Genomic DNA, 13,279 nt, shown 5'->3' with positions numbered 1-13,279 from the left:
GGGGAGCTGAGGCCCCCCGCAGGCATCATGTGGAGGAGGCGCTGTGAGCAGCGACCCGTGGGGCCGCGTCGACGAGACGGGGACCGTGTACGTGCGTACGGCCGACGGCGAGCAGGTCGTCGGTTCCTGGCAGGCAGGCTCCCCCGAGGAGGCGCTGGCCTACTTCGAGCGCAAGTACGAGGGCCTGGTTGTCGAGATCGGCCTCCTCGAGAAGCGAGTGAAGACCACCGACCTGTCGGCGAAGGACGCCCAGACCGCGATCGGCCATCTGCGCGAGCAGGTGGACGCGCACCACGCGGTCGGCGATCTGGACGCGCTGCGGGCCCGGCTGGACAAGCTCGCGGGGCTGGTCGAGACGCGCCGCGAGGAGCGCAAGGCACAGCGGGCCAAGCAGACCGACGAGGCCCGTCACGCCAAGGAGTCGCTGGTCGTCGAGGCCGAGGAGCTGGCACAGTCGGACCAGTGGCGGGCGGCCGGTGAGCGGCTGCGCGCGCTGGTGGACACCTGGAAGGGGCTGCCCCGGCTCGACCGCAAGTCGGACGACGAGCTGTGGCACCGCTTCTCGCACGCGCGTTCGGCGTTCTCCAAGCGTCGCAAGGCCCACTTCGCGCAGCTGGACGCGCAGCGCGAGGAGGCCCGCAGGACCAAGGAGCGGCTGGTCGCGGAGGCCGAGGCGCTGTCCGGCTCGACGGACTGGGGTCCCACGGCCGCGCGCTACCGCGAGCTGATGACCGAGTGGAAGGCCGCCGGGCGCGCCCAGCGCGAGCACGAGGACGACCTGTGGAACCGCTTCCGCGGCGCCCAGGACGTGTTCTTCGCGGCCCGTGGCTCGGTGTTCGCCGAGCGGGACGCCGAGCAGGCGGAGAACCTCAAGCTCAAGGAGGAGCTGGCCGAGGAGGCCGAGAAGATCCTCCCGGTCACCGACCTGAAGGCCGCGCGGGCCGCGTTCCGCTCGGTCAACGAGCGCTGGGAGGCGATCGGTCATGTGCCGCGCGACGCCCGGCCGAAGGTCGAGGGCCGCATGCACGCCGTGGAGCGCGCCATCCAGGAGGCCGAGGAGGCCGAGTGGCGCCGCACCAACCCGGAGGCACGCGCGCGTGCCGAGGGGCTGACCGGTCAGCTGCAGGCCGCGGTGGACAAGCTCAAGGGCCAGATCGAGCAGGCGCGCGCGCAGGGCAACAACGCCCGTGCCGACAAGCTCGAGAAGGAGCTGGAGGGCCGCCAGGCGCTGCTGGACCAGGCCCTGAAGGGTCTGCAGGAGTTCGGCGGCTGACGCCGCACCGCGCATGAGGAAGGGGCTCCCCTCGGGGAGCCCCTTCTTCGTGTCCGTACGGCCGTTTACGACCGGCTGCGGGCCGACGTCACGCGGTAGACGTCGTAGACGCCCTCGACGCCGCGTACGGCCTTCAGGACGTGGCCCAGGTGCTTGGGGTCGCCCATCTCGAAGGTGAAGCGGGACGTGGCCACGCGGTCGCGGGAGGTCTGGACGGCCGCGGAGAGGATGTTGACGTGCTGGTCGGACAGGACGCGGGTGACGTCGGAGAGGAGCCGGGAGCGGTCCAGGGCCTCGACCTGGATGGCGACCAGGAAGACCGAGGACTGGGTGGGCGCCCACTCGACGTCGAGGATGCGCTCGGGCTCGCGGGACAGTGACTCCACGTTGACGCAGTCGCTGCGGTGAACCGATACGCCACTACCACGGGTGACGAAGCCGATGATCGGGTCGCCTGGGACGGGCGTACAGCAGCGGGCCAGTTTCACCCACACGTCGTCGACGCCCTTGACGACGACGCCCGGGTCGGCGCTGGAGCGGCGCTTGCGGCTGCGTCCGCGCGCGGGCGGCACGCTCTCGTCGATCTCCTCGGTGGCCGCCTCCTCGCCGCCGAAGGCCTGGACGAGCTTCTGCACGACGCTCTGCGCGGAGACATGGCCCTCGCCGATCGCCGCGTACAGGGCGGAGATGTCGGGGTAGCGCATCTCGTGCGCGAGGGTGACGAGCGAGTCGCCGGTGAGGATGCGCTGAATCGGCAGGTTCTGCTTGCGCATGGCGCGGACGATGGCGTCCTTGCCCTGCTCGATGGCCTCGTCGCGGCGCTCCTTGGAGAACCAGGCGCGGATCTTGTTGCGGGCCCGGGGCGACTTGACGAAGCTCAGCCAGTCGCGGGAGGGGCCGGCGCCCGCCGCCTTGGAGGTGAAGACCTCCACCAGGTCGCCGTTGTCCAGGGTGGACTCCAGCGGCACCAGGCGGCCGTTGACACGGGCTCCTATGGTGCGGTGGCCGACCTCGGTGTGGACGGCGTAGGCGAAGTCGACCGGGGTGGCGCCCGCGGGCAGCGCTATGACGTCGCCCTTGGGCGTGAAGACGAAGACCTCGTTGCGGGAGAGGTCGAAGCGCAGCGACTCGAGGAACTCGCCCGGGTCCTCGGTCTCCTTCTGCCAGTCCAGCAGCTGGCGCAGCCACGCCATGTCGTTGACGGCGTCCTTGTCCTTGCCCGACGTGCGGGGCACGTCCGTGCGGACCTTGGAGGCACCGGCGACGGCGTCCTGCTTGTACTTCCAGTGCGCGGCGATGCCGTACTCGGCGCGGCGGTGCATGTCGAACGTACGGATCTGCAGCTCGACCGGCTTGCCGTTGGGGCCGATGACCGTCGTGTGCAGCGACTGGTACATGTTGAACTTCGGCATCGCGATGTAGTCCTTGAACCGGCCGGGGACCGGGTTCCAGCGCGCGTGCACGGTGCCGAGGGCCGCGTAGCAGTCGCGGACGGTGTCCACGAGGACGCGGATGCCGACCAGGTCGTAGATCTCCGCGAAGTCACGGCCGCGGACGATCATCTTCTGGTAGACGCTGTAGTAGTGCTTCGGGCGGCCGGTGACGGTGGCCTTGATACGGGCCGCGCGCAGGTCCTGCTGGACCTCGTCGGTCACTATGGCCAGGTACTCGTCACGCTTCGGTGCCCTTTCGGCCACCAGCCGGACGATCTCGTCGTACATCTTGGGGTAGAGGATCGCGAAGGCGAGGTCCTCCAGCTCCCACTTGATGGTGTTCATGCCCAGGCGGTGGGCGAGCGGCGCGTAGATCTCGAGGGTCTCGCGCGCCTTCTTCTCCTGCTTCTCGCGCTTGAGATAACGCATGGTGCGCATGTTGTGCAGGCGGTCGGCGAGCTTGATGACCAGCACGCGCGGGTCCTTGGCCATCGCCACGACCATCTTGCGTACGGTCTCGGCCTGGGCGGCCTCGCCGAACTTGACCTTGTCCAGCTTGGTGACGCCGTCGACGAGCAGGGCGACGACGTCGCCGAAGTCGCGGCGCAGGTCCTCCAGGCCGTACTCGGTGTCCTCGACGGTGTCGTGCAGCAGGCCCGCCATGAGGGTGGCCGGGTCCATGCCGAGCTCGGCGAGGATGGTGGTCACCGCGAGGGGGTGGGTGATGTACGGGTCGCCGCTCTTGCGCTTCTGGCCGCGGTGCCAGCGCTCGGCGACCTGGTAGGCCTTCTCGATCTGGCGCAGGGTCGCGGTCTCGATCTTGGGGTCGTTGCTGCGCACTATCCGCAGCAGCGGTTCCAGGACCGGGTTGTACGGGTTGGCGCGCTGCACGCCGAGGCGGGCGAGCCGGGCGCGGACGCGGTTGGAGGAGCCGGAGCGGGCGGACGGCTGGGGCGCTGCCGGACGGATCGGGGGCGTCGGAGCAGGCGAGGGAGCGCTGCGCGCGGGAGAAGCGGGAGCCGGCTTGGGGCGGGCGGCCTCGGCGGGCCGGTCGACGGGCTCGGACTGGGCGTGCTCGGCCGTCCCGCGGGTGTCGTTCTTCGCGTCGGGCGCGGGCGTGGCCGGCTGCTCCGAGGCGGGCTCGGGCTTGGCGGCGGTCAGGTGCTGGGCCTCGTCTGGCAAGAGGGCTCCTCGTGCGCGTTCCGGGTCCCCCGGTCAGGCTCCGGAGAACCCATGGTAGCGAGCCTGGGCTCCAGGATCGCCTTCAGGCCGAAGTGCGGACTGTTCACGCACCAACACCGAAGGCGGGCTCCGGATTCCTCCGGGCCCGCCTCAGGGTGCCGCGACCTGCATTTTCGGGCCCTCGCCCGGCGCGGTCAGACGGTGAGCAGCGCCTCCAGCGGCGCTCCGTCCAGGGCCGCCGTCAGGCGGGTACGGCCGTCGAGGAAGCTGAGCTCCATCAGTACGGCGACCCCCGCGACCTGGGCACCTGCGCGCCGGATCAGCTGCAGCGAGGCCTCGGCGGTGCCCCCGGTGGCGAGGACGTCGTCGACGACCAGAACCCGGTCGTCGGCCGTGAGGTCCTCGGCGTGCACCTCGATCTCGGCCGAGCCGTACTCCAGGTCGTAACGCTGGCTGAGGGTCGCTCCGGGGAGCTTGCCCGCCTTGCGTACGGGAATGAAGCCGAGGCCCGCGCGGACGGCGACCGGGGCGCCGAGGATGAAGCCGCGGGCCTCCAGACCGACGACCTTGGTGGCGCCGGTGCGCACGGCGATCTCCGCGAACGCGTCGGTCAGCGCGGTGAACGCGGCCGGGTCCGCTAGCAGCGGGGTGATGTCCTTGAACATCACGCCCGGCTCGGGGTAGTCGGCGACCTCGCGGATGCGGCTGAGCAGCAGCTGCCTGAGCTCGGTCATCGGCGCTTCCCGGACGGACGGCCACGGCCTCGGCTGCGGGCGGCGGACGTCTCGCGCGGGCCGACGACCGCCGGAGCGGCGTCCTCGGGACCGTCGTACGCCTCACCGGCGACGCCGGCCGACGGCTCGGCCTGGTCGCCGCCCTGGGCGCGCTTGGCGAGGACGCGCTTCTTCAGCGCCTTCAGCTGCGGCTCGCGCTCCTTGAGGTCGGCGACGAGCGGCGTGGCGATGAAGATCGAGGAGTACGCACCGGCCGCGAGGCCGACGAACAGCGACAGCGAGATGTCGTTGAGCGTGCCCGCGCCGAGGAAGCCGCCGCCGATGAACAGCAGGCCCGCCACCGGCAGCAGTGCGACGACCGTGGTGTTGATCGAGCGCACCAGGGTGCCGTTGATGGAGCGGTTGGCGATCTCGCTGTAGGTGAAGCGGGTCTGCTTGGTGATGTCCTTCGTCTGCTCCTTGAGGCTGTCGAAGACGACGACCGTGTCGTAGAGCGAGTAACCGAGGATCGTCAGCAGACCGATCACCGTGCCGGGCGTGACCTCGAAGCCCACCAGGGCGTAGATGCCGACCGTGATGGTGATGTCGTGGATCAGCGCGACGAGCGCGGCGATGGCCATGCGCCACTCGAACGCGATCGCCAGATAGATCACGACGAGGACCATGAAGATCGCCAGACCCTGCCAGGCCTTGTTGGCGATCTGGTCGCCCCAGCTCGGACCGACCAGGTCGGCGGCGATCCGCTCCGGGTCGACCTTGAAGTCCTTGGCCAGCTCGGTCTTGATCTGGTCGGACTGCTGGGTGTCCATGCCGGCGATCTGGATGCGCAGCGTGCCGTTGCCGAGCTTCTGCACGACCGCGTCGTGGCCGGAGGCGTCCGCCGCGTACTCCTCGGCCTGGGAGACCGAGACGCTGGTCTTCGGGGTGGTGAAGACGGCGCCGCCCTGGAAGTCGATGCCCATGTTCAGGCCGCGCACCGCCAGGCCCAGGATGGCCGTGATGGTGATCAGGACCGAGATGCCGTACCAGAGCTTGCGGTGGCCGATGAAGTCGTAGCTGACCTCACCGCGGTGCAGTCTGGCTCCGAGGTTGCCGAGCTTCGACATCTCAGGCCTCCTTCGGGTCGACGGGGCCCGCGACAGGGCCGGCGGGACGGCGGGTGCGGCGCAGCGGCGGCTTGGCGCCCAGGCCCTTCGGGTCGAGGCCGGACCACTTGTGGCCGCCTCCGAAGAACTTCGTGCGGGCGAGGATCGTCATCAGCGGCTTGGTGAAGAAGAAGACGACGACCACGTCCAGCAGGGTGGTCAGACCCAGCGTGAACGCGAAGCCCTGGACCTTGCCGACCGTGACGATGAACAGCACCGCGGCGGCCAGGAACGACACGAAGTCGGAGACCAGGATGGTGCGCCGGGCGCGCGGCCAGGCCCGCTCCACGGCGGGGCGCAGCGAGCGGCCCTCGCGGATCTCGTCCCGGATGCGTTCGAAGTACACGATGAAGGAGTCGGCTGTGATGCCGATCGCGACGATGGCACCGCAGACGGCCGGCAGGTTCAGCGCGAAGCCGATGGCCGGGCCGAGCAGCGACATGATCACGTAGGTGAGCGCGGCGGACACCAGCAGCGAGGCGCACGCGACGAGCGACAGGCCGCGGTAGTACACGACGAGGTAGAGCACGACCAGGGCGAGGCCGATGGCGCCGGCCAGCAGACCCGCGTGCAGCTGCTCGCTGCCGAGCGCGGCCGTGACGGTGGTGACGCTGGACTCCTTGAAGGTCAGCGGGAGCGCACCGTAGGACAGCATGTTGGACAGGCTCTGCGCCTCGGTCTGGGTGAAGTTGCCGGAGATCTCCGCGTTGCCGCCGCTGATGGCCGTACGGACGTACGGGTGCGAGATGACCGCGTCGTCCAGGACGATGGCGAACTCGTTCTGCGGGGAGGCCTTGGTGGCCAGGTCACCGGTGATCTTGGCGAACTTCTTGCCGCCGCTGCCGCTGAAGTCCATCGTGACCTTCCAGCCGGCACCGCTCTGGGTGTCGAGGACGGCCTGGGCCTTGTCAACATCGGTGCCGTCGACGGCGACCGGGCCGAGCACGAACTTCGTCCACGCGTCGCCGTCCTGACCGCAGGCGACGGTCGTGTCCTCCGGCTTGGCCGCCTTGCCGGCCTGGGCGCGCTGCTTGGGGTCGGCGCAGTTCAGAGCGGCGAACTGGGCCTGGAGGTCGCTGTCGGCGGCACCGGTGTCCGCGGACGGCGTGGCGCTCGGAGTGGCGGAGCCGGAGGGCGAGGCGCTTGCCGAGGGGGTGGGGTCCGCCTTCAGCGCTTCGGTGACCGCGCGGCCCTGCGTGGTGGCACTGGCCGACGGGGTGGCCTCGTCGCCGCTGCTCGCGGAGGTGGAGGCGCTCGGCGAGGGGCTGCCGGTCGGGGAGGCGCTGCCGCTGGGGCTGCCGGTCGGGCTGGTGCTGGGGACGGCGGCGCCACCGGAGGGCGCGCTCTGCAGCACGGGGCGGAAGTACAGCTTGGCGGTGGTGCCTACCTGATCCCGGGCCTGCTGGGAGTTCGTGCCCTTGGGGATGTTGACGATGATGTTGTCGGCGCCCTGGGTCTGGACCTCCGCCTCGGACACACCAAGACCGTTGACACGGCTGTTCATGATCTCGACAGCGGTGTCCATGTTGGTCTTGTTGATCGCGTTGGGCTGGCCAGGCTCATTGACCGCCGTCAGCGTGATGCTCGTACCGCCGGCCAGGTCGATACCGAGACGCGGGGTCGTGTGGCCGGCCGCGAACATACCGCCGGTGAGCGCCACGATGGCGATCAGGATCAGGGCCAGCGAGCGCCCCGGCTTGCTCTGGGCGCTCGCGGTCCGGCCCTTTTTAGGTGCTGCCACCTTCTCGTACTCCCTCTCGGGCCGCCTCGCGCCGGGTCGGCGGGCGGGCGGCCATGACATGGTGTGGGATCCCCTGACGAGAGACACGTGTCCCGGCGCGTGCGGAGGAGGCCCCCGTGCGCACCGGGCCGGTACTACTTCGTGTCGGAGTCGCCGTCGGTCTTCTTCGGCTCTTCCGCCTTCGCCTCGGCGGCGTCCTTCGCCTCGGCGGCGTCCTCGGAGGACTCCTCGCCCGCGTCCTTCTTGCCGAGGTCGACGGACGTCTCGTCGGAGGCGGCGGCAGAGCCGGCGGACTCGTCGGACTCGGTGAGGGAGGAGGCGTCGTCCGGGACGACGCCGGACTTCAGGTCGTGCTCGATGCCGTGGACGATGCGGTTGTACTCGTCGTCGGAGAGCACGGCGCCGATGGCGTTCTTGGCGAACAGGAGCTCTACGCCCGGACCGGCGTCGAGGAGGACGGTGTCCTCACTGACCTCCTTGACCGTCGCGTACATGCCCCCGATCGTGCGGACGCCGGAACCGGGCTGCATCTGGTTCCGCATGTCGGCCGCCTGCTGCTGCTTCTTCTTCGCCGACCGCGTCATCAGGATCATGGCCCCGATGAGCACGATGAACGGGAGGAGGGTCACGAGACTCACGGGTCGAACTTCCTTCACACGACCGCGGTGGTGTGCGGCCTATTCGATGGGGGTATGCATGCCGTCCGGCACGGGCGGCATCGGCGGAGTCTAAGCGAGTCCGCGCGCAGGGAACAACGCTCAGCATGGCACCTGGGTTCCTGACGTCGCCAATCCCGCGCCGAACCCGGGCTCATCCCGCGGCGAACCCCCGTCGTTCCCGTGCCGTCACGTCCCGAACAGGTCCTGTTGTCCGTTTCCGGAGCCTGCCGCGCGGGGCGGCGTGAGGCCGAGATGCGCCCATGCGGCCGGGGTCGCGACCCTGCCGCGGGGGGTGCGCGCCAGCAGTCCCTCCCGTACGAGGAAGGGTTCGGCGACCTCCTCGACGGTCTCCCGCTCCTCCCCCACCGCGACGGCGAGGGTGGACAGGCCGACCGGGCCGCCGCCGAACAGCTTCAGCAGGGCCTCCAGCACGGCGCGGTCGAGCCGGTCGAGGCCCCGCGCGTCGACCTCGTACACCTTCAGGGCCGCCGCGGCGATGTCGCGCGTGATGACGCCGTCGGCCTTGACCTGGGCGTAGTCGCGCACGCGGCGCAGCAGGCGGTTGGCGATGCGCGGGGTGCCGCGGGAGCGGCCGGCGATCTCGGCGGCGCCGTCGGTGTCGATCTCGACGTCGAGGAGGCTGGCCGAGCGGTGGACGACGCGCTGCAGCTCGGCCGGTTCGTAGAACTCCATGTGCGCGGTGAAGCCGAAGCGGTCGCGCAGCGGGGGCGGCAGCAGGCCCGCGCGGGTGGTGGCGCCGACCAGGGTGAAGGGCGGCAGTTCGAGCGGGATGGCGGTGGCGCCGGGGCCCTTGCCGACGATGACGTCGACGCGGAAGTCCTCCATCGCCATGTACAGCATCTCCTCGGCGGGCCGGGACATGCGGTGGATCTCGTCGAGGAAGAGGACCTCGCCCTCCTGGAGGGAGGACAGGATCGCCGCGAGATCACCGGCGTGCTGGATGGCGGGGCCCGAGGTGATGCGGATCGGGGCGCCCATCTCGGCCGCGATGATCATCGACAGGGTGGTCTTGCCGAGGCCGGGGGCGCCGGACAGCAGGACGTGGTCGGCGGTGGCACCTCGCGCGCGGGCGGCGCGCAGGACGAGGTCGAGCTGCTCGCGGACCTTCTCCTGACCGATGAACTCGCCCAGGTCCTTGGGGCGCAGGGCGGCCTCGACGGCCTGGTCCTCGCGGTCGGCGGACGCGCCGACGAGCCGCTCGTCGGTGGCGGCGGTGTCGGTCGGTTCGTCCCAGTTCATGTGTGTGCCTTACGACGGATCGTGGGGTCAGCGGGCGCGGTTCAGGGTCTGCAGGGCGGCCTTGAGCAACTGGCCCACCTGGGGCGTGCCTTCGGCGGCCTCGGCCTGCGGGGCGACGGCGGTGACGGCCTCGTCGGCCTCGCGGGTGGCGTAGCCGAGGCCGATGAGCGCGGCGTGCAGCTGGTCGCGCCAGCCCTGGGTGACCGGGGCACCGACCGCGGGGGCGCCGACGGGGGCGCCGAGGCGGTCCTTCAGTTCGAGGAGCAGCTTCTGGGCGCCCTTCTTGCCGATGCCGGGCACGGCGGTGAGCGCCTTCTCGTCGCCGGTGGCGACGGCCCGGCGCAGGGCGTCCGGGCTGTGCACGGCGAGCATCGCCTGGGCGAGTCTCGGGCCGACACCGCTCGCGGTCTGCAGCAGCTCGAAGACCTGGCGCTCGTCGTCGTCGGCGAAGCCGTACAGCGTGAGGGAGTCCTCGCGGACGACCAGGGAGGTGTGCAGCTTGGCGGGCTTGCCGAGGCGCAGGGTGGACAGCGTGTTCGGCGTGCACTGGACGGCCATGCCGACACCGCCGACCTCCACGACCGCGGCGTCCGGGGCGAGTGCGGCGACCGTGCCGCTGACGAAGGCGATCATGCGGGGCGGCCCTTCAGAGTTCTGGTCGGTGCTTTCGCTGCCTGCAGGGCGACGGCCTGCTGCAGCCGGTTCTGGGCGGGGGCCCGCCAGATGTGGCAGATGGCGAGCGCGAGGGCGTCGGCGGCGTCGGCCGGCTTCGGCGGGGCGTCCAGCCGGAGCAGCCGGGTGACCATGGCGCCGACCTGCGCCTTGTCGGCGCGGCCGCTGCCGGTGACGGCGGCCTTGACCTCGCTGGGGGTGTGCAGGGCGACGGGGATGCCGCGGTGGGCGGCGCACAGCATGGCGACGGCGCTGGCCTGGGCGGTACCCATCACGGTACGGACGTTGTGCTGGCTGAAGACGCGCTCCACGGCCACGAACTCGGGCCGGTGCTCGTCCAGCCAGGCCTCGATGCCCTGCTCGACGGCGACGAGGCGGTGGCCGAGGTCGGCGTCCGCCGGGGTGCGGACGACACCGACGCCGAGCATCGTCAGCGGGCGCCCGGCGACACCTTCGACGACCCCGACCCCGCACCGGGTCAGTCCGGGGTCCACCCCGAGTACGCGCACCTGCGCCCCCTCCGCTCTTTTGCGGCCAAGCCGCCGCCGCTCTCGCGGACCTGGCTGAGCACCGTCGTGGTTCCTCAATTGATGGTTGCGGTCCGTGGACGGAGATCCTTTTGACTCCCGCCAGGCTATCCGCTGCCACTGACAACGGCGGCGGGCCGGGGGACATGTGTCCCACCGGCCCGTCGTGATCCGCGAAGCTCGCGGCAGCGTTACGCGTCGACCTTCGCCATGACCTCGTCGCTGACGTCGAAGTTGGCGAAGACGTTCTGCACGTCGTCGCTGTCCTCGAGCGCGTCGATCAGCTTGAAGATCTTCTTGGCGCCCTCTTCGTCCAGCTCGACCTGGACGGACGGCACGAAGCTGGAGTCGGCGGAGTCGTAGTCGATCCCGGCCTCCTGGAGGGCGGTGCGGACCGCGACCAGGTCGGTGGCCTCGCTGATGACCTCGAAGTTCTCGCCGAGGTCGTTGACCTCTTCGGCACCGGCGTCCAGGACCGCGCCCAGGACGTCGTCCTCGGTCAGCTCGCCCTTGGGGACGATGATGACGCCCTTGCGGCTGAACATGTACGACACCGAGCCGGGGTCGGCCATGTTGCCGCCGTTGCGGGTCATGGCGACGCGCACGTCGGAGGCGGCGCGGTTGCGGTTGTCGGTGAGGCACTCGATGAGCACCGCGACGCCGTTGGGGCCGTAGCCCTCGTACATGATCGTCTCGTAGTCGGCGCCGCCGGCCTCGAGACCACCGCCGCGCTTGATCGCGGAGTCGATGTTCTTGTTGGGAACCGACTGCTTCTTGGCCTTCTGAACGGCGTCGTAGAGCGTCGGGTTGCCCTCGAGGTCCACGCCGCCCATGCGCGCCGCGACCTCGATGTTCTTGATCAGCTTCGCGAAGAGCTTGCCGCGCTTGGCGTCGATGACGGCCTTCTTGTGCTTCGTCGTGGCCCATTTAGAGTGGCCGGACATCTGCCTGTCTCCTTCGCGTAACCCATCTCTGTAACGACGCCAGAGATCCTACAAGGACTCCGCCGCCCGGTCTGCGCGCACCATGTCGACGAAGAGCGCGTGCATGCGGTGGTCGCCGGTCAGTTCCGGGTGGAACGACGTGGCCAGCGCGTTGCCCTGACGGACCGCGACGATGTGGCCGTCGTGCTCGGCGAGCACCTCGGCCCGGGCACCGACGGACTCCACCCACGGGGCGCGGATGAAGACGCCTTCCACAGGATCGCCCGGGACGCCCTTGACGTCGACCGAGGCCTCGAAGGACTCGTTCTGCCGTCCGAAGGCGTTGCGGCGCACGATCATGTCGATGCCGCCGATGGTCTCCTGGCCCGAGCGCGGGTCGAGGATCTTGTCGGCGAGCATGATCAGGCCGGCGCAGGTGCCGTAGACGGGCATGCCCGCCTGTACGCGCGCGCGGAGGGGTTCCATCAGGCCGAAGAGGACGGCCAGCTTGGAGATGGTGGTGGACTCGCCGCCGGGGATGACGAGGGCGTCCACCTCGGCGAGCTCTTCGGGGCGCCTGACCGGCCTGGCCACGGCGTCTGCCGCGGCCAGGGCGATGAGGTGCTCCCGTACGTCGCCCTGGAGGGCCAGGACGCCTATGACAGGAGTGTTCATGAGGTCAGTACCTGAGTGATTACCAGCCGCGGTTGGCGTAGCGCTCGGACTCGGGGAGGGTGTCGCAGTTGATGCCGACCATGGCCTCGCCGAGGTTGCGGGACGCGTCGGCGATGATCTTCGGGTCGTCGTAGAAGGTGGTGGCCTTCACGATGGCGGCGGCGCGCTTGGCCGGGTCGCCGGACTTGAAGATGCCGGAGCCGACGAAGACGCCCTCGGCGCCGAGCTGGCGCATCAGCGCGGCGTCGGCCGGGGTGGCCACGCCACCGGCGGAGAACAGCACGACCGGGAGCTTGCCGAGCTCGGAGACTTCCTTGACGAGCTCGTACGGGGCGCGCAGCTCCTTGGCGGCGGCGTACAGCTCGTTGTTGTCGAAGCCGCGCAGCTTGGCGATCTCGTTCTTGATCTGGCGCAGGTGGCGGACGGCCTCGACGACGTTGCCGGTGCCGGCCTCGCCCTTGGAGCGGATCATGGCCGCGCCCTCGGCGATGCGGCGCAGGGCCTCACCGAGGTTGGTGGCGCCACAGACGAAGGGGGTGGTGAAGGCCCACTTGTCGGAGTGGTTGACCTCGTCGGCCGGGGTGAGGACCTCGGACTCGTCGATGTAGTCGACGCCGAGGGACTGCAGGACCTGGGCCTCGACGAAGTGGCCGATGCGGGACTTGGCCATCACCGGGATGGAGACCGCGTCGATGATGCCCTCGATCATGTCCGGGTCGGACATACGGGCCACGCCGCCGTCCTTGCGGATGTCGGCCGGGACGCGCTCCAGGGCCATGACGGCGACGGCGCCCGCGTCCTCGGCGATCTTCGCCTGCTCCGGCGTGACGACGTCCATGATGACGCCGCCCTTGAGCTGCTCGGCCATGCCGCGCTTCACGCGGGCGGTGCCGGTGGCGGGAGCCTGGTTCTCGATGATGGACACGGGTTGACCTCACAGAAGTGTGAAAAGAGGGTTTCTGCATCACCGAGGAAACGTGAACGGGCCAGGCCACAGCAAGGGCCAATGGAAAGCCGGTGGATCGTTTTTGCGCCACCCGGCCGTCGACGGACCC

General features: G+C 70.3%; 12 protein-coding genes. 1 reads left to right on the top strand and 11 read right to left on the bottom strand.

What is annotated here, in order from left to right; genetic code table 11:
- Positions 1-43: 43 nt before the first annotated feature.
- Positions 44-1,273, top strand: coding sequence for a DUF349 domain-containing protein (locus ACIQ6Y_RS28870; RefSeq protein ID WP_404043105.1), 1,230 nt, complete (start codon positions 44-46; stop codon positions 1,271-1,273).
- A gap of 65 nt (positions 1,274-1,338) precedes the next feature.
- On the opposite strand, the gene ACIQ6Y_RS28865 is transcribed toward ACIQ6Y_RS28870, so the two are convergent.
- From ACIQ6Y_RS28865 to pdxS, 11 genes are all read right to left on the bottom strand, one after another.
- The gene (locus tag ACIQ6Y_RS28865) at positions 1,339-3,888 is read right to left on the bottom strand and encodes a RelA/SpoT family protein (RefSeq protein ID WP_404043103.1); all 2,550 of its coding nucleotides are present in this window, start codon (positions 3,886-3,888) and stop codon (positions 1,339-1,341) included.
- A gap of 194 nt (positions 3,889-4,082) precedes the next feature.
- Positions 4,083-4,622 (bottom strand): adenine phosphoribosyltransferase, encoded by a 540-nt coding sequence (locus tag ACIQ6Y_RS28860; RefSeq protein WP_404043101.1) that lies wholly within the window; start codon positions 4,620-4,622, stop codon positions 4,083-4,085.
- Positions 4,619-5,728 carry a protein translocase subunit SecF gene (gene secF, locus ACIQ6Y_RS28855; protein WP_404043099.1) on the bottom strand — a complete coding sequence of 370 codons (1,110 nt, stop codon included), beginning with the start codon at positions 5,726-5,728 and terminating at the stop codon, positions 4,619-4,621. Before secF ends, ACIQ6Y_RS28860 begins: the two co-directional genes overlap by 4 nt.
- 1 nt (position 5,729) lies before the next feature.
- The gene (secD, locus tag ACIQ6Y_RS28850; RefSeq protein ID WP_404043097.1) at positions 5,730-7,508 is read right to left on the bottom strand and encodes a protein translocase subunit SecD; all 1,779 of its coding nucleotides are present in this window, start codon (positions 7,506-7,508) and stop codon (positions 5,730-5,732) included.
- 134 nt (positions 7,509-7,642) lie between these two features.
- The gene (gene yajC, locus ACIQ6Y_RS28845) at positions 7,643-8,146 is read right to left on the bottom strand and encodes a preprotein translocase subunit YajC (protein WP_404043095.1); all 504 of its coding nucleotides are present in this window, start codon (positions 8,144-8,146) and stop codon (positions 7,643-7,645) included.
- Between the two features lie 207 nt (positions 8,147-8,353).
- Complete coding sequence (gene ruvB, locus ACIQ6Y_RS28840; RefSeq protein WP_404043093.1) at positions 8,354-9,427, bottom strand: Holliday junction branch migration DNA helicase RuvB; 1,074 nt, start codon at positions 9,425-9,427, stop codon at positions 8,354-8,356.
- Positions 9,428-9,454: 27 nt separating this feature from the next.
- Positions 9,455-10,060: a Holliday junction branch migration protein RuvA gene (ruvA, locus tag ACIQ6Y_RS28835; RefSeq protein ID WP_404043091.1), complete on the bottom strand. Its 606-nt coding sequence runs from the start codon at positions 10,058-10,060 to the stop codon at positions 9,455-9,457.
- Positions 10,057-10,608: a crossover junction endodeoxyribonuclease RuvC gene (gene ruvC, locus ACIQ6Y_RS28830; RefSeq protein WP_404043089.1), complete on the bottom strand. Its 552-nt coding sequence runs from the start codon at positions 10,606-10,608 to the stop codon at positions 10,057-10,059. The genes ruvA and ruvC overlap by 4 nt, the downstream gene beginning before the upstream one ends.
- 209 nt (positions 10,609-10,817) lie before the next feature.
- Positions 10,818-11,570: a YebC/PmpR family DNA-binding transcriptional regulator gene (locus ACIQ6Y_RS28825; RefSeq protein WP_404043087.1), complete on the bottom strand. Its 753-nt coding sequence runs from the start codon at positions 11,568-11,570 to the stop codon at positions 10,818-10,820.
- A gap of 48 nt (positions 11,571-11,618) precedes the next feature.
- On the bottom strand, positions 11,619-12,224 hold the full coding sequence (pdxT, locus tag ACIQ6Y_RS28820; RefSeq protein WP_404043085.1) for a pyridoxal 5'-phosphate synthase glutaminase subunit PdxT: 606 nt from the start codon (positions 12,222-12,224) through the stop codon (positions 11,619-11,621).
- Positions 12,225-12,243: 19 nt separating this feature from the next.
- Positions 12,244-13,149 carry a pyridoxal 5'-phosphate synthase lyase subunit PdxS gene (gene pdxS, locus ACIQ6Y_RS28815; RefSeq protein ID WP_404043083.1) on the bottom strand — a complete coding sequence of 302 codons (906 nt, stop codon included), beginning with the start codon at positions 13,147-13,149 and terminating at the stop codon, positions 12,244-12,246.
- Positions 13,150-13,279 lie beyond the last annotated feature (130 nt).

It is taken from the genome of Streptomyces sp. NPDC096205, assembly GCF_044763135.1.
Classification (GTDB): Bacteria; Actinomycetota; Actinomycetes; order Streptomycetales; family Streptomycetaceae; genus Streptomyces.
This window is presented reverse-complemented; position numbering and strand designations above follow the sequence as displayed.

Bases quoted from the DNA above. Each gene is read 5' to 3' on its own strand.
- ACIQ6Y_RS28860 (WP_404043101.1), bottom strand. From the start codon at position 4,622: ATGACCGAGCTCAGGCAGCTGCTGCTCAGCCGCATCCGCGAGGTCGCC.
- secF (WP_404043099.1), bottom strand. From the start codon at position 5,728: ATGTCGAAGCTCGGCAACCTCGGAGCCAGACTGCACCGCGGTGAGGTC.
- ruvB (WP_404043093.1), bottom strand. From the start codon at position 9,427: ATGAACTGGGACGAACCGACCGACACCGCCGCCACCGACGAGCGGCTC.
- ruvA (WP_404043091.1), bottom strand. From the start codon at position 10,060: ATGATCGCCTTCGTCAGCGGCACGGTCGCCGCACTCGCCCCGGACGCC.
- ACIQ6Y_RS28825 (WP_404043087.1), bottom strand. From the start codon at position 11,570: ATGTCCGGCCACTCTAAATGGGCCACGACGAAGCACAAGAAGGCCGTC.
- pdxT (WP_404043085.1), bottom strand. From the start codon at position 12,224: ATGAACACTCCTGTCATAGGCGTCCTGGCCCTCCAGGGCGACGTACGG.